Source organism: Neisseria dentiae (assembly GCF_024580525.1).
Classification (GTDB): domain Bacteria; phylum Pseudomonadota; class Gammaproteobacteria; order Burkholderiales; family Neisseriaceae; genus Neisseria; species Neisseria dentiae_A.
The window spans coordinates 1-19603 of the sequence record NZ_JANIKQ010000029.1 but is presented as its reverse complement, the minus strand read 5'-3'; the positions used below and the strand labels follow the sequence as shown (position 1 = coordinate 19603).

The window sequence follows — 19603 nt, the reverse complement described above, 5'->3', positions numbered from 1 at the left end:
CTCCCCACCCGCCCGCGTGCTGGAAATCGTCGGCACCGGTTTGGAAGAGCTGGCCGACGCCCGCGAACGTTTCAAAGCCTACCGCAAACAAGGCTTTGAAATCGAGCATCACAATATGCAGGGCAAGGCTTAATTCCCGCAAATATAATCAAATCAATGATTTAGTAACCGTTCCGTCATACTCGGGCTTGACCCGAGTATCCCCCGTTTTCTCCGTAACAAAAAGCTGCTCGGGTCAAGCCCGAGTACGACGTATGTACTTTTCTCCGCAAAGGTCTCGGCCTTTCGACACCCCAAACCCAATTCTCCCCGCTCGCCTCCCCGTTCCTGATTTAGGTCAATAAATCCGGAACTATTATTCATAGGTTAACAGGCAGAATTGAGTATTTGCCTAAAAAGTATTAACATCTACTTGAAAGTAAATAAAAACCAATACCACTACCAAACACATTTTATTTACCTGTCTTACCGCTTTCCGATTGTTTAACCATCAAGAAAGAAAGTAGGTTCCTTATGTCTGCTGTTCCGCTCTCTTCCCTAAGCAAAGGCACTTATGCCCACATTGATTCCATCCGGCCGCAAACCGCGTTCGGCGAGTTGGACGACTTGGTCGGCCGCCGCTTGGCCGATTTGGGTTTCTCCAACGGTATGCCGCTGGTGGTGGTTGCCGTGGGGGCGCTCGGCAAAGGGCCGTTTGCCGTGCGCTTGGGCAACCAGTCGCAATTCGCCCTGCGTGCACCGGAAGCGGCCAAAATCATGTGCCGCGTGGTAACGGAACATTTCTAAACTGCTTTCAGACGGCCTCTGCTCCCTGTGTTTGCCAAGGCCGTCTGAACAAGTGGGAAAGCAATCTGCAAAAGGATAACGATATGCGTGCCGATGCCGTCTCTTTAAGTTATTTCGCGCTTTTGGGCGCACCCAACTGCGGTAAAACCGTTTTATTCAACGGGTTAACCGGTTCCAACGCCAAAGTGGCCAACTATGCGGGCGTAACGGTTGATAAGCGCGAAGGCGTGTTTATCGACGATGCTTCCATCCACATTATCGACCTGCCCGGTACTTACAGCCTGCGCACCACCAGCCCCGACGAAGCGGTGGCGCGCGATATGGTGCTGGGCAAGCTTGGCCGGCAACCCGATGCGATTATCGCCGTGGCCGATGCCACCAACCTGCGTATGACCCTGCGCATGATGCTGGAGCTGAAAATGCTGGGGCTGCCGATGGCGGTGTCGCTCAACTTAAGCGATGTCGCCCGTTCGCGCGGCCTGCAAATCGACGCGGCCAAACTCAGCAAGCTGCTGGGCGTGCCGGTGCTGGAAACCGTGGCGGTGAACAAAGACGGCATTCGCGGTGTGCGCGAGGCGGTTGCGAAACTGCCGCGCCGCCTGGATAAGCCTGTGGATATGGAGGCTGCCGAACGCCTGCTCAACAATCTCGACAGTAATGCGTTATATGGGCAGGTGGAAGATATTCTGCGCCAAGTAGTGCGCACCGAAATGAAGCTGCCCGAATGGCACCGCCGTTTGGATTCGCTGGTGCTGCACCCTGTTTGGGGCTTTGTGATCTTGATGGCGGTTTTGTTATTGGTGTTCCAAGCCGTTTATTCGTGGTCGGCACCGCTGATGGATGCCATCGAAGCCGGTTTCGGTGCATTGGGCGAGTGGGTGGCAGCCGTGATGCCTGCCGGCGTATTGCAGGATTTGATTGTGAACGGCGTGATTGCCGGCATGGGCAGCGTGTTGGTGTTTCTGCCACAGATTACCATTCTGTTTGCGTTTATCCTGCTGCTCGAAGATTCGGGCTATCTGCCGCGCGCGGCTTTTCTGCTCGACAACCTGCTCTCGAAAAGCGGGCTTTCCGGCCGCTCTTTCATTCCGCTGCTTTCCAGCTTCGCCTGCGCCGTGCCTGCCGTGATGTCGGCCCGCACCATTCAAGACCCGCGCGAACGTTTGGTAACGATTCTGATTGCGCCCATGCTCACCTGTTCGGCACGGCTGCCGGTTTATGCGCTGATTATCGCCGCCGTGATTCCGCAGCAAACCATGTGGGGCGTGTTTAACCTGCAGGGCTTAACCCTATTCGCCCTGTACGCGGCGGGCATCGCCTCGGCGGCACTGACGGCTTTCGTGATGAAACGCTTCGCCCGCAAACAGTCCGGCATCCGCCAGTTTCCGCTGCTGATGGAGTTGCCCACTTTCCGTATGCCCAACTTCAAACACATCATCACGAGCCTGTGGGACCGTGTAAAAGCGTTTTTAAAACGCGCCGGCACGGTGATTTTCGCCTTAAGCGTGGTGTTGTGGGCACTGGTGAGCTTTCCCGCCCCGCCCGCGGACGCAACGGGCGCGGCCATTGATTACAGCTTCGCCGGCACCATCGGCCATTTGATCGAGCCGCTGTTCGCGCCGTTGGGCTTCACTTGGCAGATGTGTATCGCCATGATTCCCGGCATCGCCGCCCGCGAAGTGGTGGTGGCCGCTTTGGGCACGGTTTATGCCGTGGGCGCCGGTTCGGAAGATGCGGTGCAAAACGCCCTGATTCCGATTGTGAGCAGCAACTGGGGCCTGCCGACGGCGTTTGCCTTTTTGGCTTGGTATATCTATGCGCCGATGTGCCTGGCAACTTTGGCTGTTATCCGGCGCGAAACCAAATCGGCCCGCCACACTTGGGCGATCACCGCGTTTCTGTTTGTGCTGGCTTATCTGGCGGCCTTCTTGGTTTATCAAATCAGCTCGAGGATTTTGTGATGGAACAATATATTATCGTCGGCATCATTGTGGCTTTGTGCGTGCTGTATATGCTGCGCAAGTTTGTGTTCAAACCCAAAAACAGCAATTCTACGTGCGGCGGTTGCGACCGCTGCGGCGGCAGTAAGGGCGGCTGCCATTAGCTTAAAGCAGGGTTTATCAACAAACCGGAAGCCTTTGCTTATAATTAAACCGCTTGCTTAGCAACCGCTCCGTCATACTCGGGCTTGCCCGGGTATGAAGCACGCAATTTTTCTTAAGTTGATTGACTATATAGCCAAAAACCTTTGCAAAAAAACCTTGAGGCCGTCTGAAAAGTTTTCAGACGGCCTCAAGGTTTTTTAAATATCTGCCAATCAAACAATATTCAAGATTTAAACCGCTTCGCCTTGTATTGCGGCTTCATCAGGTTTTGCGGCGATAAAATATCATCCAACTCTTCCGCACTCAACAAGCCTTTTTCCAGCACCACTTCGCGCACGCTCTTGCCGGTTTTGGCACAGATTTTACCCACCAGATCGCCGTTGTGGTGGCCGATAAACGGGTTCAGGTAAGTTACCAGCCCGATCGAATTGAACACATATTGTTCGCATACTTCGCGGTTGGCGGTGATGCCTTCCACACATTTTTCGGCAAGGTTGGTGCAGGCGTTGCTCAAAAGCGAAATGCTTTCAAACAGGCATTGGCCGATTACGGGTTCCATCACGTTCAGCTGCAACTGCCCGGCTTCGGCGGCAAAGGTAACGGCGGTGTCGTTGCCGATTACTTTGAAACACACCTGGTTGACCACTTCGGGAATCACGGGGTTGACTTTGGCGGGCATAATCGAAGAGCCGGCCTGCATTTCGGGCAGGTTGATTTCGTTCAGCCCTGCGCGCGGGCCGGACGAGAGCAGGCGCAGGTCGTTACAGATTTTCGACAGTTTCACCGCCGTGCGCTTTAATGCGCCGTGCACCATCACATAATCGCCGCAGTCCGAAGTGGCCTCAATCAGGTTGTGCGCCGGCGTGCAGGGCAGGCCGCTCACTTCGGCCAGCTTCGCCACCGCCAGATGGGCGTAGCCTTCGGGCGTGTTAACGCCCGTGCCGATGGCGGTTGCGCCGAGATTGACTTCCAGCAGCAACTCGGCGGTGCGCAGCAGGTTGCGCTCTTCTTCTTCGAGCAGCACGGCAAAGGCGGTGAATTCCTGCCCCACCGTCATCGGCACCGCATCCTGTAACTGCGTGCGCCCCATTTTCAGAATACCTTGAAATTCTTCGGCCTTCTGCTCAAACGCCTGTTTCAGACGGCCTATTTTCGTCAGCAGCACGCCGATGCTGTTATACACGGCAATGCGCAAACCGGTGGGGTAGGCATCGTTGGTGGATTGGCTGGCGTTAACATGGTCGTTGGGGTTGATGATGTCGTAGCGGCCTTTTTCATAACCCAAAGCCTCCAGCGCCAGGTTGGCAATCACTTCGTTGGTGTTCATGTTTACCGAAGTGCCCGCCCCGCCCTGATACACGTCGGAAGGAAACTGGTCGAGGCAGCGGCCTTTTTCGAGCACCTCGTTGCAGGCGGCTTCGATGGCTTGGGCGGTTTCCATGGCAATCACGCCCAAATAGCCGTTGGCGCGGGCGGCGGCTTTTTTCACCATCACCATGCCGCGCACCAACTCGGGAATGTCGGAAATTCTTTGGGTGGAAATATTGAAGTTTTCTTTCGCCCGCAAAGTGTGTATGCCCCAATACACTTCATTCGGAATTTTGCGCTCGCCGAGCAAATCGGTTTCGATGCGTTTTTTCATCTTTACATTCTCCGTTGTTTTTCAAAATTTACAGCCGCTTCCGGCCCCATGGCCGTTCCGCTTATTCTATCATTTTACGGGCATAAAAAGGCCGTCTGAACGGTTTCAGACGGCCTTTCCAATCCTATTTCAAGCCCTTATGCCAGCAAACGCCACAACATTCTGCCCGCAATCGCCAGCAGCAGCAGCCCGAACGCCAGCTTCAACTTTTCGGGCGGCAGTTTGTGGGCGGTTTTCACGCCGATCGGTGCAAACACCACCGTCGCCACGCTCAACACCACCACCGCCGGCAGATACCAAAACCCGAACGAGCCTTCCGGCAGGCCGCCCACATTCCAGCCCGAATAAAGATAACCTGCCGCACCCGCCACCGCAATCGGCCACGCCAGCCCTGCCGACGTGCCCACGGCGCGGTGCACCGGTACGTTGCAATACATCAGAAACGGCACCGACAGCGAGCCGCCGCCTATGCCCACCCAGCTCGAAGCAATGCCGAACAGCGTGCCCACGCCGTTCAAACCCGCCAAACCGGGCAGCGAACGCGAAGGCTTGGGTTTGGCATCGGCCAGGGTTTTCAGCGCCACCAAAACGGTGAACACAATAAAGAAAACCTGCAAAGCCGTGTTGGAAATGTGTTTGGCCAGAAACGAACCGATCAGCACGCCGGCAATCATGCCCGGCACCATGCGCCGCACCACCTGCCAATCCACCGCACCTTTGCGGTTTTGCGCCATCACGCTCGAAAACGTGGTGAACACCATAATCGCAAACGACGTGCCCACCGCCAAATGCTGCGCGTGCGGGATATTGTCCAAACCCTGCATCTGCAACACCCACAGCACCACCGGCACGATAATCATGCCGCCGCCCACGCCGAGCAGCCCCGCGATAAAGCCCGCAAACGCGCCCACCGCCAGCATAACCGACACCAACTGTATGTCCAACATGGTTTATTCTTCTTCTCAAATTTCCAAACGTTTTTCAGACGGCCTTCTTGCGCTTTTTTAACCACCGCCAAACAAACATCACATAACCCGACAGGCTGTATCCCAAGAAAAACAGAAACAGCACCAGCGAAGGCTCCCACGCCGCCACCGCCAACACCAGCATAAACACAATCATCACGAAAAACGGCACTTTGCGGCGCACGTTGATTTCTTTGAAGCTCCAAAACGGAATCTGCACCACCATCGAAAGCCCAGCAAACAGCGTGATAATCAGGCACACCCACGCCACATGCGGAAACCGCTCGTAACTGTGGTTCACCCAAATCATGCCCACGATCAGCGCCGCCGCCGTCGGGCTGGGAATGCCGATAAACCAGCGTTTGTCCACCTTGCCGATTAATGTGTTGAACAGCGCCAAACGCAACGCGGCGCAGGCGCAATAGATAAACGCCACCGAATAGCCGATTTTGCCGAACTGCCAAAGCTGCCATTTATAGGCGATTAGGGCGGGGGCGACGCCGAAGCTGACCATATCGGCCAAACTGTCGAGCTGCTCGCCGAAGGCACTCTGGCTGTTGGTCCAGCGTGCCACCCGGCCGTCCATACCGTCGAGCAGCATCGAAACAAACACGGCGATTGCCGCCGTTTCGTAACGCCCGTGCATGGCCTGCGTGATGGCGAAAAACGCGGCGAACAGCGCGGCGATGGTGAAAGAATTGGGCAGCAGGTAAATACTGTTCTGCCGCAGCAGCGCCCTGAAGCGCGGCGTGGGGTTTTGTGGTGTCGTCATCGTTTTTCCGTAACAGCCGTGCGGCCTGTTATGTGGTTTGTATGGATTATACCGCAAGCCCCGTGCGGTGTGTTTCAGACGGCCTTTGGCAGGCGGGGCGGGTTTTCATGCAAACCTGCTCTGTCAAACGACTGATACCGAAACCTTTACAAAAACACCTTGTTATCTAAAACTGTCTATTGTCGTCATTAGCCATACAAGTTTGATGACAAAGAGATGCGGCATTGTCACCGACTTCAATCGGCTTCATTTTAAATGTTTGCTCAGATACTAAGCCACTAGTCAACATACTTTGATAGTATTTGTTTTCACAGTAATCTTCAAAGATGTTTTGTATTTCTTCCGTTTCATAGAGGATGGATGACTCAAAAGATGCGTAGTTGTGAATCGGCCAACTTTTCCAACCTGGCTGCAAAACAACATCAATTGGATGAATTTTAGCCGCTTTGAGATCTTGGATAACAGCTTCAGGCAATATATACCCATTCACCTGCACTTTTCCCGTTAAGTAAGCCAAATGGCTACAAAACAAGGCAAACTGTTTATAGTGGTGTCGTAACCGCCAGTAATTCCAGCGCTCGATTTGCAAGCACTGTCTTGTCGTTATAATTGTTTCATTCGGCAATTTTTTGTCATATTCAATGATAGCACCAACGTAGAGTGGCTCCCTTTCATCCTGTTTATCTACATATGCTTGTGATATGGGATAGAAATCCGAACAGAAAAATTCTACTCTGACATTGCCATATTCTTTTACCAGCTCGATGAGACGGTTGTTGATACCATGTTGATTCTTATACCATGTCCAGCCATTACAGCCATCATTGATGTAATCCGATTTGCCTTGTAGCCAGCGCAATGACCAACTAAAAAACTCTGCAATCTCTCTCAAAATCAAATCATCAATATAAGTTGACATTGAATCCAAATCATCAAGTTTTAATGGAGAACGTCCATGCTTCTCGTGCAACATATTAAAAAATGTCAATATATCAGTCAGTGCCATCTTCTGGGCATCAAATAGTTTCAGTAAACGAGACTCCATTTCTTTTCTGCGGTCATGCAGAGGGATGTCATCTGCGTTTGCCGCAAATACGTTTAAAACCTGATTTATTAATGCAGATGGAGTTGTACATAGCGCTTGTGCTTGCTGTACATAAAATTCGTGTGCTTGCTCTGACAGTCTGATTGAGGTCGGAACGCGCGGAACTTTATCTCCATTAGCTTGTGTACCAATGGATTTTTTTCGTTTTTTCATTGCCTTATCAAAAAGTGTGGTTAATGTAACCATTTTTTTACTCCTTAAAAAGGTTTTAAAAAATTTTGAATATTGTATCAACTACAAAATAAATAGTCAATTAACTACAAAATTTATTGCATACCAATTCGGCACTCATGGTCACTCTCAAAAATCCCCAAATAATCTGTAAACAAAACACTAGAATTTTCTACATCCAACCCTGTTGCCCACCACTGCCCGCATTCGGGTTTTGCTTTTCGCGCTCCTGCCTGCGGAAATCCCACGGCGCTTGGACATTTTTGCCGCGCCACAGCCCCGCAGCCGACTGCCGGGCTTTGGCTTCGGCATAAGCATAAGCGGCATAATCGGCTTTGTTCTGCCTGCGTTTGGCAATCGACACATAATGCCACGCATGGCCCTGCCCGATCTGACTCAGGTTCAAATCCCTGCCGTTAATGCTCACTTTGGCCACTTCGCGCTTGTAGCGGTCGGTTTCAAACACTTCCACACTCACGGTTTGCCCCAACGCCTCGGCGCTCAAAGCCTGCTGCGCCGAACGGCCGTGCGCCTGCTGCAATTCGGGCGCATCGATATAGGCCAGGCGGATTTTATGTTTGGCTCCGTGGCTGTCGGTAACGCGCAGCGTGTCGCCGTCGGCAACGGCGGTTACGCGGCCCGTGTATTGCTTGTCGGCGCGCACCTGCGACCAAATCCGGCCGGCCTGCTGCGCCGCCTTGCTGCCCTGCTCCAGCCATTGCGCCAAAACGTCTGCCTGCGCGGGCGCGCCAAGCGGCAGCAGCGCAATCAAGAGCGGTAATGTAATGTTTTTCATGAATTTTCTACAATTAAGTGGCGGATGCCCGGCGGATTAATTCGTCCACCAGCGCGGGCACGCCGTCTTTGGCTTTTTGCGCAACGATTTCCACCTCCCTGCCCGCCTGCTGCGGTTTGGGGTCGATCAGAAAACATTCGGCCTGCGGCGGGGCGAAATGCAGCAGCGAAGCAGCGGGATAAACCTGAAGCGAGGTGCCCACCACCACCACGATGTCGGCATCGCGCATTTCTTCCACCGCCTGCGCAAACAGCGGTACTTCTTCGCCGAACCACACGATATGCGGCCTGAGCTGGCGGCCTTTGCCGTCGGTGTGGCCGATGTTCAGATCGCCCGTCCAATCTAAAACCTCGCGCTCGTCGGCACAGCTTCGCACTTTGTTCAGCTCGCCGTGCAGGTGCAGCACGCGGCGGCTGCCCGCGCGCTCGTGCAGGTTATCGACGTTTTGGGTGATAATTTGCACGCGGTAGTGCGCTTCCAGCCGCACCAAAGCCTGATGGGCGGCGTTAGGTTGCGCTTCGTTGGCCTGCCTGCGGCGCATATTGTAGAAATCGAGCACCAGCTTCGGGTTGCGCGCAAAGGCTTCGGGCGTGCACACATCGGTTACTTTATGCCCCTCCCACAAACCGCCGGCATCGCGGAACGTGTTCAGGCCGCTGTCGGCGCTGATGCCCGCGCCGGTTAGAATCACGCATTTTTTCATCAACATCTGCTCCTTTGTCGGCAGCGGCAAACCTTCGGGCCGCGCCGCCGCTTCCGTGCAAAAACAGCAGGCCGTCTGAAAAGGTTTTTTCAGACGGCCTGCACAACTGCCCGGCTTATTTGCCTTGCGCGGGCGCTTTTTCTACTTTCAACAGCTTCACATCGAACACCAAAGTGGAATTCGGGCCGATTTTGTCGCTCACGGCATTTTCGCCGTAGGCCAACGCTGCGGGGATAAACAGGGTGTATTCGCCGCCTTCTTTCATCAGTTGGATGCCTTCCGTCCAGCCTTTAATCACTTGATTGAGCGGGAAGGTGGCGGTGCCGCCGTGCTGTTTACTGCTGTCGAACACCGTGCCGTCGGGTAAGCGGCCTTCGTATTCAACGGTTACCACATCGGTGGCTTTGGGCTGCGCGCCCGTGCCTTCGGTTTTCACTTTGTATTGCAGGCCGGAAGCGGTGGTTTTCACGCCTTCTTTGGCACCGTTTTCTTTCAGGAAAGCCTGGCCTTTTTCGAGATTGACTTTGGCATCTTCAGCCGCTTTAGCTTGCGCTTTCTGCTGCTGCTCGGCCATAAACGCCATCAGCACTTCCTGCGCCTGCTGGTCGTTCAGCTTGGGTTCTTTGCCGTCGAGCATGGTTTGCACGGCTTCGTTAAACACTTTCAGATCCACTTCGGTGCCCTGATCTTTCATGCGCTTCAAGGTTGCGCCGACGTCCATGCCCATGGCGTAGCTGGCGCGCTGGGCGGGGCTGCTGAAATCGCCCGCCGCTGCTGCGGAAGCTGCGGAAGCGGGTTTTTCACCGGATGCGGCACCGGCCGCGCCACCTTCCTGTTTGCAGGCGGCCAGAGCCAATGCGGCGGTAGCGGCCAAAACGGCGGTTTTCAAGATTTTATTCATTATGTGCGTCCTGAGTAACATATTAACGGGAGCGTGAATTATAGCGGAGTTTGGGTTAAGTGGAATTAAGGCCGTCTGAAAAATATAGTGGATTAAATTTAAATTGAGACAAGACGGCGAGCCGCAGACAGTACAAATAGTACGACAAGGCGAGCCAACGCGGTATCAGTTTAAAGTTAATCCGCTATAACCAGTTTCAGACGGCCTTGTGTTAAGAAAGCTCAAGCCGCCTTTCTTCTCTTTTCAGACGGCCTGCTATACAATCCTAAGCCTTTCTTTATGCAGGCATTCAAAAATGCGCAAACCCAACCGCCGTGCGGCGCCCATGCTGATTGTGGGCTGTGTGATTTTCGGCCTCGGCAGCCTGATTGTGAAATTCGTGCCGGTGGGCGCGTATGCCATCGCCTTTTGGCGCTTGGCGGTGGCGGCGGTGATTTTTTGGGTGCTGTCGCGCTTTTTCGAGCAAAAGCTGCCGAAAAGCCGGCAGGCGCTGCGCTACGCCCTGCTTTCGGGCGCGTTTCTCGGCTTCGACCTGGCTTTGTGGCACGAGAGCATTTATGCCGTCGGCCCCGGTATTTCCACCCTGCTCAACAGCCTGCAAATCTTTTTTCTTTCGGCCATCGGCTTTTTCTTTTTCGGCGAACGTTTGGGCAAAATGCAATTGTTAAGCCTGATAATGGCAGTGGCGGGCGTGGCGCTGATTGCCAGCCCCGAATTCGGCCACAACCAAAATGCAGGCTGGGGGTTTGCGAGCGGGATTGTGTCGGGCGCGATGCTGGCTTTGTCGATGGTGTTCGTGCGCAAAACCCATCAAACCGAAGCCACGCCGTTGCTGCCGATGATGCTGCTGGTCAGCCTCGGCGGCATGGCCGCGATGGTGCTGCCCATGCTGCTGCTCGATTCCGGCAACCTCTATCCCACCACCCTGCGTGATGTCGGCCTGATTCTGATTTACGGCGCGGTAATGCAGTGCTTCGCGTGGGGGCTGATTGCCTATGCGATTCCGCTGCTGTCGCTGTCGTTAACCGGCCTGCTGCTGCTGAGCGAGCCGGTGGCGGCCCTGCTTATCGACTTTTTTTGGCTAAACAAACCCATCAACGGCCTGCAATGGGGCGGCGCAGCCTTAACGCTGGCGGCGATTTACCTAGGGTCTGTTGACAATTGACCAACGCAGCGGTTTTTTGAGACAAAAACCGCGTATGCAAGGCAAAAAAGCGCAGCAAGGTTGGACACCTTGCGAGCATTTTTAACGCCGCAGACGCGCGATTTTGACCAAAAATACCGCCGTTGCGTCATGTCAACAGACCCTAAGTTCGCAGTCTGAAAACCGCCATGCGTAAGGGCGGCGAATCGTGTAAAATAACCGCATTTGCAACCTTTATTTGGCCGTTTTAACTATGAACCTGCTTGCCAACGCCCTCGCCGCCGCGCTCGGCCGCTGCATCGTTTCCAAAGCCGTGAGCGAAGGCGGCGCGCCCATCGGTTTTATGTACCGCGAAGAGCCGGTGTTCGAGCAAGACAGCGGCTGGCGCTTTTTCAGCGGCGACGAAACCGACGAATTTGCCGCAAACCCTGAAAATTTCGGCGTATACGACATCAGCGACGTTACCCGCAACCACCCCGCCGTGACCGAATGGCTCGCCCAGCCCGCCGGCACGGCATGGGAAACCGACGAAAACGGTGTATTCCGACCCGCCGCCGACTGGCAGCCGCAAGATTAGTTTTCAGACGGCCTCGACTACACGCCCTAAAGCTATTTTCTCTATCGTTTATCACTCAAACTACGGAAAACCCCATGAATACCATCCAGCCCGACCATGACGGCACCAACCTGCGCATCGGCATCGTACAGGCCCGTTTCAGCAACGAAATCGGCAGCGCCATGCTCAAAGTGTGCACCGACAAACTTACCGCCCTCGGCGTCCACACCGACGACATCACCGTCGCCACCGTTCCCGGCGCGCTCGAAGTGCCGCTGGTGCTGCAAAACATGGCCGCCACCCGACAATATGACGCACTAATCGCCATCGGCGCCGTTATCCGCGGTGAAACCTACCATTTCGAGCTGGTGGCCAACGAATCCGGCGCCGGCGTTACCCGGGTGGGCTTGGACTACAACATCCCCATCGCCAACGCCATCCTCACCACCGAAAACGACGAACAGGCGCACGCGCGTATCGAAGAAAAAGCCGCCGACGCCGCCATCGTGGCTGTGGAATGCGCCAACCTCGTGAACCTGCTGCTGGAAGAGCAGTTCGACGACGAAGCCTGATAACGTTCAGACGGCCTAAACCGGCATTAATTTATAGCTGATTCAATTTAAAATAAGTACGAGGCGGCGGGCTGCAAACAGTACGGGTAGTACGGCAACGCGGGCCGACGCTGTAATTATTTTAAAGCGGATTAGCTATATATTACTGGTTTAGGCCGTCTGAAACCCTACCGCAAAACGCAAGGAAACACCATGAAAACACCCCGCCGCCGTGCCCGCGAATTTACCGTGCAGGCACTTTACCAATCGGCGCTCACCGACGCCCCCGCCGCTGAAACCGCCAAAAACATCCGCGAAAGCAGCGATTTCAAAAAAGCCGACGGCGAATTGTTTACCGCACTCTTTTTCGGCGCACACGCCAACCGGCGCGAATATATGCAGCAAATCCGCCCCCTGCTCGACCGCGACGAAAACGACCTCAGCCCCATCGAACGCGCCGTGCTGCTGATGGCCTGCCACGAGCTTGCCGCCATGCCCGAAACGCCCTACCCCGTGATTATCAATGAAGCCATCGAGGTAACCAAAACCTTCGGCGGCACCGACGGCCACAAGTTTGTCAACGGCATTCTCGACAAACTCGCCGCACAGTTGCGCCCGAACGACCCCAAACGCGGCTGACGGAACACAAAACCCAAAACAAACTTGAGGCTGTCTGAAACTTTTCAGACGGCCTCAAGTTTATCCAAACAGGCTTACTGCAAAACCGCTTTCACGGTATTGACCACGTTATTCACGGTAAAGCCGAATTCTTGGAACAGCTGCTCGGCGGGGGCGGATTCGCCGAAGCGGTCGAGGCCGACCACGGCGCCGTCCAAGCCCGTATATTTATACCAGCCGTCGGTTACGCCTGCTTCCACGGCAATGCGCGGCAGACCGGCCGGCAGCACGCTGTTGCGGTAGGCTTCGTCTTGCTGGTCGAACACGTTGGTCGAAGGCATGGACACCACATTCACAAACACGCCCTGCCCGGCCAGCACGGTTTGCGCGTTCAACGCCAGCTCGACTTCGGAGCCTGTTGCGATAACCACCGCCTGCGCCGCGCCTTCTTTGGCTTCGCTGATTACATAACCGCCGCGTTTGATGTTGCCCAACTGCTCGTCGCTGCGCGGGATAAACGGCAGGTTTTGGCGGCTGAAAATCAGGCTGCTGGGGTGGTCTGCGGCTTTGGCTGCCTCGGCCCATGCCACCAGGCTCTCGGCGGTGTCGCAGGGGCGCCAGACGGCCATATTGGGAATCAGGCGCAGGGTGGCGGTTTGCTCTACGGGCTGGTGGGTGGGGCCGTCTTCGCCCAAGCCGATGGAGTCGTGGGTAAACACGAATATCGGGTTGATTTTCATCAGCGAGGCCATGCGCAGAGCGTTGCGGGCGTATTCGCTGAACATCAGGAAGGTGGCACCGAAGGGTTTCACGCCGCCGTGCAGCGCCATGCCGTTCATGATGGCGGCCATGCCGAACTCGCGTACGCCGTAATGGAGGTAGTTGCCGCCTTTTTCGCGCGTAACCGATACGCTGTTTGACCAGTCGGTAAGGTTGGACGGGGTTAAATCCGCCGAGCCGCCCACCAGTTCGGGCAGCACTTTGGCCAGAATTTCGATGCTGTTTTGGCTGGCTTTGCGGGTGGCGATTTTTTCGGCTTTGCCGCACACTTCTTTCAAGGCCGTCTGAACGTAAGCGTCGAAACCGGCGGGCAGTTCATGGTTCATGCGGCGCACGAATTCGGCGGCTTTTTCGGGAAACTTGGCCTGATATTCGGCAAACAGCGCGTTCCAGCCGTTTTCCAGCTTCGCGCCTTTTTCTTTGGCGTTCCAGCCGTCGTACACTTCCTGCGGGATTTCAAACGCGCCGTAATGCCAGCCCAAATGTTTGCGGGTGGCTTCGATTTCTTCCGCGCCCAGCGGTGCGCCGTGGGTTTTGTGGCTGCCTTCTTTGGTGGCCGCACCTTTGCCGATGAGGGTTTTGCAGCAGATGATGGAGGGCTTGCCGGTTTCGGCCCTGGCTTCTCCGATGGCGGCTTCGAGGGCGGCGGTGTCGTGGCCGTTAACGTTCGGCACCACATGCCAGCCGTAGCTTTCGAAGCGTTGCGGAATGTTTTCGGTGAACCAGCCGTCCACTTTACCGTCGATGGAGATGTTGTTGTCGTCGTACAAAACAATCAGCTTGCCCAAGCCCAGCGTGCCGGCCAGCGAGCAGGCTTCGTGCGACACGCCTTCCATCAGGCAGCCGTCGCCCAAAAACACATAGGTGTGGTGATCAACGATATTCAGGCCGTCTTGGTTGAATTCGGCCGCCAGAATTTTTTCGGCCAGCGCCATGCCCACGGCGTTGGCGATGCCCTGACCCAGCGGGCCGGTGGTGGTTTCCACGCCGTCGGTGTAGCCGTATTCGGGGTGGCCGGGGGTTTTGCTGTGCAGCTGGCGGAAGTTTTTCAAATCTTCAATCGAAACGTTGTAGCCGGTGAGATGCAGCAGGCTGTAAAGAATCATCGAAGCGTGGCCGTTGGATAAAACGAAACGGTCGCGATTGTAAAACTTGGGGTTGGCGGGGTTGTGGTTTAAGAATTTCGTCCACAAAACTTCGGCCATTTCGGCCATGCCCATCGGCGCACCGGGGTGGCCGGAATTGGCTTTCTGCACCGCGTCGGCAGATAAAAAACGGATGGCGTTTGCCAGTTGTGAAGCCATTTGGATACCTTTTCTGATGTGGGGGTAAAAACGGCTTCGATTATCGCCTGATTCGCGGGGGCTTTCAAGGTATGCGGCGGCGGGGTACTATAGTGAATCCACACTTCGGTACAAGGCAGCAAGCCACAGACAGTACAGATAGTACGGAACCGATTCTGTTGCCGCTTTAGCGGCTTACAAAATCGTTCTCTTTGAGCTAAGGCGCAGCAACGCCGTAACGAAGTAAGTGGATTCACTATAGCGGGAAGCAGAAGCGGCCGCTCAAGCCACAGTAAATTCGGCCTGCACCAGCCCGCCCAAATCCAGTTTTGCCTTGTCGCCGGAATGCAGCTCGCCCACGCCTGCGGGTGTGCCGGTAAACACCAAATCGCCGGCCTTCAGGCCGTAGGTGGCGGCCAGCTCCTGTAAAACCGCGGCAATCGGATAAATCATCAATGCGGTTTGCCCCTGCTGGCGGCGCGCTCCGTTGATGTCCAGCGTGAACGTGCAGTCTTGCGGGTTCGCCAGCCGGCCGGCCGCCGCAAAATCCGACACGCACGCCGCGCCTCGGAATCCTTTGGCTTTCGTCCACGGCAGCCCTTTTTCTTTCAGGCGGCTCTGGATGTCGCGGGCGGTTAAATCCAGGCCGACACCGTAGCCGGCCACGATATCTTCAAAACTGCTTTCAAGGCCGTCTGAATCTTTTCCGATCAGCAAAACCAGCTCGCATTCGTAATGCACCGAAGCGCTGTATGCAGGCAGCCTGATGGTGCCGCCGCTGCGCAGAATGCTGTTGTTCGGCTTCATAAACACCACCGGCTCGGTCGGGGTTTCGTTTTTCAGTTCGGCGATATGGTCAACATAATTGCGGCCGATGCAGTAGATGTTGTTTACACGCACGGCTTGGTTTTCCAAATAAATCTGCGTCATGGCGGTTTCCTTGTGGTTTCTGACTACACTCCCTAGCGCGATTATAGGCTCAGCCATGCTTTCATGCATCAACCTAGCACATATAACGAAACACCATAAACAAAGCAAAAACCGTTCCTTTGGTTTCTTTTCAGACGGCCTTATGATGCGCGCACGATAAAACAGAAAGCACAACCATGAGCCACTATCCGATTTTTGCCGATTTAAACTGCCGCGCCGTTTTGCTGGTGGGGGCGGGGCATATTGCCGAACGCAAGGCCGAAAGCCTGCTGGCGGCGGGCGCGCAGGTGCGGGTGGCGGCAGAAAAACTCAGCCCGCGCTTTGAAGAATGGCAGCGGCAGCAGCGCATTATCTGGTTGGGCAAAACTTTTCAGACGGCCTTTTTAGACGACGTTTTCCTGGCCGTGGCCGCCACCGACGACCACGAACTCAACCGGCAGGTTTTCCAAACCGCCGAAGCGCGCGGCAAGTTTTGCAACACCGTCGACAACCTCGATTTGTGTTCGTTTATCGTGCCCGCCGTGATTGACCGCAGCCCGATTAAAATCGCCGTGTCCAGCGGCGGCACTTCGCCCGTGCTGGCACGGCAGTTGCGGCAGGCCATCGAAACGCTGGTGCCGCTGCACACCGGCAAAATGGCCGCCATCGCAGGCGCATGGCGCACGCGCGTAAAACAGGCCATCGGCAGCACGGCCGAACGCCGCCGCTTTTGGGAAACCCTGTTTGCAGGCCGTTTCAGCACCTTTGCGGCACAAGGCGACCAAGCCGCCGCCGAAGCCGAATTGCAGTCGCAGCTCAACCATTGGCAGCCCAACCGCGGCGAAGTGGTGCTGGTGGGCGCAGGCCCGGGCGATGCCGGCCTGTTAACCCTGCACGCCTTGCAGGCCATGCAGGCCGCCGACGTGGTGCTGTATGACGCGCTGGTTTCCGACGAAATCATGGCGATGGTGCGCAAAGACGCCGATAAAATCAGCGTCGGCAAACGCGCGGGCGCGCACCATGTGCAGCAGGAAGCCACCAACCGCCTGCTGGTGGAATACGCCAACGAAGGCAAGCGCGTGGTGCGCCTCAAAGGCGGCGACCCCTTCGTATTCGGACGCGGCGGCGAAGAAGCGCAAGTGCTGGCCGAAGCCGGTATCCCCTACCGCATCGTGCCGGGCGTAACCGCCGCGCTGGGCGCCACCGCCTATGCAGGCATTCCGCTCACCCACCGCGATTCTGCCCAAAGCGCGCTGTTTATCACCGGCCATTGCCGCCACAACGGCGAAGAACCCGATTGGCGCACACTCGCGCTCAGCAACCAAACGCTGGTGGTGTATATGGGCACGCTCAAAGCCGCCGACATCACCGCCAAACTCATCGAACACGGCCGCAGCGCCGACACCCCCGTGGCCGTAGTTTCCAACGGCACCCTGCCCAACCAAAGCGTGCAGACAGGCCGTCTGAAAGATTTGCCCGCCATGGCTGCGCAAGCCGAACGCCCCGCCCTGATGGTTATCGGCGAAGTCGTATCCCTGCGCGGCAGCCTGCGCTGGTATGGCGACCGCGAGATCCCCACCCAACCCGAGCAAGCCGCCTGAACACCGCCGGTTTTCATCTATCGGTTGAGGCCGTCTGAAAAATATCTGTTTTTCAGACGGCCTCAACCGATATATCATTTATATCATTTGATATATCATCTGAAACCTTTGCAAAAATCCGTTTAGGCCGTCTGAAAAACCATGCCGACTATTTTGATTGTGCGCCCCGAAGCACAAGCCGCCGCCGATATCGCCGCTTGCGAAGCCGCAGGCTGGCGCGCGCTGCCGTTCAGCCCGATAAGCCTCGAGCCGGACAACCACGCCCTGCTCCGCCTCAACGCACAATTCCAAGCTGCGCAAGCCGTGTTTTGGGTCAGCCCCGGCGCAGTCGGCACCGCCGCCCCGCATATCGATTTTTCCAACGGCCGCATCGTGCAGATTACCGTCGGCCAAGCCAGCCGCAACGCCTTGGCAAAATTCTGCCCCCACCCCGTTATCAGCCCCGAAACCGGCAACGACAGCGAAGCCGTGCTGGCGCTGCCGGTGTGGGAAAGCCTGCCCGCAGGTGCGGAAGTTCTGATTATCCGCGGCCACGGCGGTCGGAATCTGCTGGCAAGCGAACTGCGCCGGCGCGGCTTTGCCGTTAACACGGCAGAAGTCTATTTCAGACGGCCCAAGCCCTTGGATTGGCAAATTTTCGAAACCGAAAAGCCCCAAGCCGCCTATATCACTTCTGCCGAAATGGTGCGCGAACTGTTCGCCCGGGCGCCGGATAGAATCACCCAAGTTTTAAGAACCTTGTTATACTTCACCCATCACCCACGCATCGCCGATGCCCTCCGCAGCGCCGGAGCGCAACGAATCGAGCTGGTCGAGCGGTTAAACCCGCATTCACTCGTGTCTGTTGCCATTTAATTGCCAACAGGCTTTAAACCATGCGCCTCACGGAGCAACGAATGAACGAACCCAACGGAAACACCCCCGAAAACCACCCGCTCGAAAACACACCGGAGCAGTCGAAACAACTGCTGGTGGTTTCTTCAGACGGCACCGTCAGGCCGTCTGAAAACACCGCAAACGGCGAACCTACCGAAAGCGGCAGTCTCAAAAAAACCAAAGTTCCGAAATATTCCGACAACACCAAAGGCTTTGCCGCCGCCGCACCCAACAACCCCGAACCCGCAGGAAACCTTCTTATGTCTGAATCGAAAAACCCCCAGCCCCTCGTTACCCCCGTGGTAATCAAGCAGTCTTCGGGCCGGGCCGTTGCCGTTGTGGCGCTGGCCCTGTCGGTATTGGCTTTGGGCGCCGGCGGCTTTCTGTTCGTACAGGGCCAAAACCTTCTGAAAGCCCAAGAGCTGGACTTCAACCAAAAAATCGACAAAGCCGCGCTGGGCGAATCGGGCAACGCCTCCATGCTGCAAGACGCCCTGCGCAGGCAAAACGAAAGCCAGGTAGTGTTAGACCAGATTATCAGCAACCAAAAACAAAACGCCGACAAAATCGCCGCCGCCAACCGCGCCTACCAAGAGCTGCTCAAAGGCCGTGCCGACTGGCTGGTTGATGAAACAGAAACCATGCTCAACCTGGCTTCGCAGCAGCTGCTGCTCACCGGCAACGTGCCCGCCGCCGTTACCGTGCTTGAAAACATCGAAAGCCGCCTGAGCCGTTTCGACCACCCCGAACTGCTGCCCATCAAACAAGCCGTAGCCAATGATTTAACCGCACTGAAAAACCGCCCCTATCTCGACGTTTCGGCCACCTCGCTGCGCCTCGACCGTTTGGAAGCCGCCGTAGCCGGCCTGCTGCTCACCGTTGACGGCACCCTGAAACCCGGCCAAACCGCACCGCAGGCCGCCGCCGCACCCGCCGCCAACCTTTCGTGGTGGGAAAACGCCTGGCAGAAATCGCTCGCCGCCCTGAAAGGCATGGTGGAAGTGCGCCGCCTGAACAATAACGACGCCATGTTGATGGCGCCCGATCAAGCCTATTTCGTGCGCGAAAACCTGCGCCTGCGCCTGCTCGATGCACGCACCGCCCTGCTGCAACACAACGGCGAAGTGTATCTCAACGATTTGAACAGCGCCGAAGCCGCCGTAAAACAGTATTTCGACGCCTCTTCGCCCGCCACCCAATCATGGCTGCGCGAACTGGGCGATTTGAAAGCACTCGATTTGCGTGCGGTGGCCGACGATGCGCTGAAAAGCAGCCTGAACGCCGTGCGCAATTATCAGGAAACCGTGCGCCCCAGCCGCTGTCTCTTATACCCAGCTGA

19 protein-coding genes and 2 pseudogenes are annotated in these 19603 nt (G+C 56.0%); 12 read left to right on the top strand and 9 right to left on the bottom strand.

Annotation, left to right across the window (positions count from 1 at the left end):
- From NQ012_RS12125 to NQ012_RS12110, 4 genes and pseudogenes are all read left to right on the top strand, one after another.
- A pseudogene (locus tag NQ012_RS12125) lies at positions 1–133 on the top strand (DNA polymerase III subunit chi); the annotation flags it as partial.
- 380 nt (positions 134–513) lie between these two features.
- Complete coding sequence (locus tag NQ012_RS12120; RefSeq protein ID WP_257067845.1) at positions 514–786, top strand: FeoA family protein; 273 nt, start codon at positions 514–516, stop codon at positions 784–786.
- Positions 787–869: 83 nt separating this feature from the next.
- On the top strand, positions 870–2747 hold the full coding sequence (gene feoB, locus NQ012_RS12115; protein WP_257067844.1) for a ferrous iron transport protein B: 1878 nt from the start codon (positions 870–872) through the stop codon (positions 2745–2747).
- Complete coding sequence (locus NQ012_RS12110) at positions 2747–2890, top strand: FeoB-associated Cys-rich membrane protein (protein WP_257067843.1); 144 nt, start codon at positions 2747–2749, stop codon at positions 2888–2890. Before feoB ends, NQ012_RS12110 begins: the two co-directional genes overlap by 1 nt.
- A gap of 224 nt (positions 2891–3114) precedes the next feature.
- Here NQ012_RS12110 and aspA read toward each other — a convergent pair whose 3' ends face one another.
- The 7 genes from aspA to NQ012_RS12075 all read right to left on the bottom strand — a co-directional run bounded on the left by aspA (position 3115) and on the right by NQ012_RS12075 (position 9946).
- Positions 3115–4533: an aspartate ammonia-lyase gene (gene aspA / locus NQ012_RS12105; RefSeq protein WP_257067842.1), complete on the bottom strand. Its 1419-nt coding sequence runs from the start codon at positions 4531–4533 to the stop codon at positions 3115–3117.
- A 137-nt stretch (positions 4534–4670) separates the two neighbouring features.
- Positions 4671–5480 (bottom strand): sulfite exporter TauE/SafE family protein, encoded by an 810-nt coding sequence (locus tag NQ012_RS12100; RefSeq protein WP_257067841.1) that lies wholly within the window; start codon positions 5478–5480, stop codon positions 4671–4673.
- Between the two features lie 34 nt (positions 5481–5514).
- Positions 5515–6270 carry a CDP-diacylglycerol--serine O-phosphatidyltransferase gene (pssA, locus tag NQ012_RS12095; RefSeq protein ID WP_257067840.1) on the bottom strand — a complete coding sequence of 252 codons (756 nt, stop codon included), beginning with the start codon at positions 6268–6270 and terminating at the stop codon, positions 5515–5517.
- Between the two features lie 166 nt (positions 6271–6436).
- Positions 6437–7561, bottom strand: a complete 1125-nt coding sequence (locus NQ012_RS12090) for a hypothetical protein (RefSeq protein WP_257067839.1) — start codon at positions 7559–7561, stop codon at positions 6437–6439.
- A 157-nt stretch (positions 7562–7718) separates the two neighbouring features.
- Positions 7719–8342, bottom strand: coding sequence for a thermonuclease family protein (locus NQ012_RS12085; protein ID WP_257067837.1), 624 nt, complete (start codon positions 8340–8342; stop codon positions 7719–7721).
- Positions 8343–8355: 13 nt separating this feature from the next.
- Positions 8356–9045, bottom strand: a complete 690-nt coding sequence (locus NQ012_RS12080; RefSeq protein ID WP_257067836.1) for an NAD-dependent deacylase — start codon at positions 9043–9045, stop codon at positions 8356–8358.
- A 115-nt stretch (positions 9046–9160) separates the two neighbouring features.
- A complete protein-coding gene (locus NQ012_RS12075) occupies positions 9161–9946 on the bottom strand; it encodes an FKBP-type peptidyl-prolyl cis-trans isomerase (protein WP_257067835.1) in 786 nt (261 codons plus the stop codon).
- An 80-nt stretch (positions 9947–10026) separates the two neighbouring features.
- On the opposite strand from NQ012_RS12075, the pseudogene NQ012_RS12070 reads away from it, so the two are divergent.
- The 5 genes and pseudogenes from NQ012_RS12070 to nusB form a co-directional block, all read left to right on the top strand.
- Positions 10027–10133, top strand: a pseudogene (locus tag NQ012_RS12070) (IS5/IS1182 family transposase); the annotation flags it as partial.
- Positions 10134–10241: 108 nt separating this feature from the next.
- A complete protein-coding gene (locus tag NQ012_RS12065; protein WP_257067834.1) occupies positions 10242–11111 on the top strand; it encodes a DMT family transporter in 870 nt (289 codons plus the stop codon).
- 232 nt (positions 11112–11343) lie between these two features.
- Positions 11344–11667 (top strand): DUF2185 domain-containing protein, encoded by a 324-nt coding sequence (locus NQ012_RS12060; RefSeq protein ID WP_257067847.1) that lies wholly within the window; start codon positions 11344–11346, stop codon positions 11665–11667.
- 74 nt (positions 11668–11741) lie between these two features.
- A complete protein-coding gene (gene ribH, locus NQ012_RS12055) occupies positions 11742–12218 on the top strand; it encodes a 6,7-dimethyl-8-ribityllumazine synthase (protein ID WP_257067833.1) in 477 nt (158 codons plus the stop codon).
- Positions 12219–12410: 192 nt separating this feature from the next.
- Positions 12411–12836 (top strand): transcription antitermination factor NusB, encoded by a 426-nt coding sequence (gene nusB / locus NQ012_RS12050; RefSeq protein WP_085366902.1) that lies wholly within the window; start codon positions 12411–12413, stop codon positions 12834–12836.
- A gap of 74 nt (positions 12837–12910) precedes the next feature.
- On the opposite strand, the gene tkt is transcribed toward nusB, so the two are convergent.
- Together tkt and NQ012_RS12040 are read right to left on the bottom strand one after the other, a co-directional pair.
- Positions 12911–14899 (bottom strand): transketolase, encoded by a 1989-nt coding sequence (tkt, locus tag NQ012_RS12045; RefSeq protein WP_257067832.1) that lies wholly within the window; start codon positions 14897–14899, stop codon positions 12911–12913.
- 261 nt (positions 14900–15160) lie between these two features.
- Positions 15161–15808 (bottom strand): fumarylacetoacetate hydrolase family protein, encoded by a 648-nt coding sequence (locus tag NQ012_RS12040; protein WP_257067831.1) that lies wholly within the window; start codon positions 15806–15808, stop codon positions 15161–15163.
- A gap of 176 nt (positions 15809–15984) precedes the next feature.
- On the opposite strand from NQ012_RS12040, the gene cysG reads away from it, so the two are divergent.
- The 3 genes from cysG to NQ012_RS12025 form a co-directional block, all read left to right on the top strand.
- Positions 15985–17388 (top strand): siroheme synthase CysG, encoded by a 1404-nt coding sequence (gene cysG / locus NQ012_RS12035; protein WP_257067830.1) that lies wholly within the window; start codon positions 15985–15987, stop codon positions 17386–17388.
- Positions 17389–17529: 141 nt separating this feature from the next.
- The gene (locus tag NQ012_RS12030) at positions 17530–18243 is read left to right on the top strand and encodes a uroporphyrinogen-III synthase (protein WP_257067829.1); all 714 of its coding nucleotides are present in this window, start codon (positions 17530–17532) and stop codon (positions 18241–18243) included.
- Between the two features lie 281 nt (positions 18244–18524).
- Positions 18525–19603, top strand: a 1079-nt coding sequence (locus NQ012_RS12025) for a uroporphyrinogen-III C-methyltransferase (RefSeq protein WP_257067846.1), incomplete at its 3' end; no start/stop codon positions are given.

Excerpts from the sequence above, each read along its gene's own strand:
- NQ012_RS12120 (WP_257067845.1), top strand. The coding sequence starts at position 514 with ATGTCTGCTGTTCCGCTCTCTTCCCTAAGCAAAGGCACTTATGCCCAC.
- feoB (WP_257067844.1), top strand. The coding sequence starts at position 870 with ATGCGTGCCGATGCCGTCTCTTTAAGTTATTTCGCGCTTTTGGGCGCA.
- NQ012_RS12110 (WP_257067843.1), top strand. The coding sequence starts at position 2,747 with ATGGAACAATATATTATCGTCGGCATCATTGTGGCTTTGTGCGTGCTG.
- aspA (WP_257067842.1), bottom strand. The coding sequence starts at position 4,533 with ATGAAAAAACGCATCGAAACCGATTTGCTCGGCGAGCGCAAAATTCCG.
- NQ012_RS12100 (WP_257067841.1), bottom strand. The coding sequence starts at position 5,480 with ATGTTGGACATACAGTTGGTGTCGGTTATGCTGGCGGTGGGCGCGTTT.
- pssA (WP_257067840.1), bottom strand. The coding sequence starts at position 6,270 with ATGACGACACCACAAAACCCCACGCCGCGCTTCAGGGCGCTGCTGCGG.
- NQ012_RS12090 (WP_257067839.1), bottom strand. The coding sequence starts at position 7,561 with ATGGTTACATTAACCACACTTTTTGATAAGGCAATGAAAAAACGAAAA.
- NQ012_RS12085 (WP_257067837.1), bottom strand. The coding sequence starts at position 8,342 with ATGAAAAACATTACATTACCGCTCTTGATTGCGCTGCTGCCGCTTGGC.
- NQ012_RS12080 (WP_257067836.1), bottom strand. The coding sequence starts at position 9,045 with ATGAAAAAATGCGTGATTCTAACCGGCGCGGGCATCAGCGCCGACAGC.
- NQ012_RS12075 (WP_257067835.1), bottom strand. The coding sequence starts at position 9,946 with ATGAATAAAATCTTGAAAACCGCCGTTTTGGCCGCTACCGCCGCATTG.
- NQ012_RS12065 (WP_257067834.1), top strand. The coding sequence starts at position 10,242 with ATGCGCAAACCCAACCGCCGTGCGGCGCCCATGCTGATTGTGGGCTGT.
- NQ012_RS12060 (WP_257067847.1), top strand. The coding sequence starts at position 11,344 with ATGAACCTGCTTGCCAACGCCCTCGCCGCCGCGCTCGGCCGCTGCATC.
- ribH (WP_257067833.1), top strand. The coding sequence starts at position 11,742 with ATGAATACCATCCAGCCCGACCATGACGGCACCAACCTGCGCATCGGC.
- nusB (WP_085366902.1), top strand. The coding sequence starts at position 12,411 with ATGAAAACACCCCGCCGCCGTGCCCGCGAATTTACCGTGCAGGCACTT.
- tkt (WP_257067832.1), bottom strand. The coding sequence starts at position 14,899 with ATGGCTTCACAACTGGCAAACGCCATCCGTTTTTTATCTGCCGACGCG.
- NQ012_RS12040 (WP_257067831.1), bottom strand. The coding sequence starts at position 15,808 with ATGACGCAGATTTATTTGGAAAACCAAGCCGTGCGTGTAAACAACATC.
- cysG (WP_257067830.1), top strand. The coding sequence starts at position 15,985 with ATGAGCCACTATCCGATTTTTGCCGATTTAAACTGCCGCGCCGTTTTG.
- NQ012_RS12030 (WP_257067829.1), top strand. The coding sequence starts at position 17,530 with ATGCCGACTATTTTGATTGTGCGCCCCGAAGCACAAGCCGCCGCCGAT.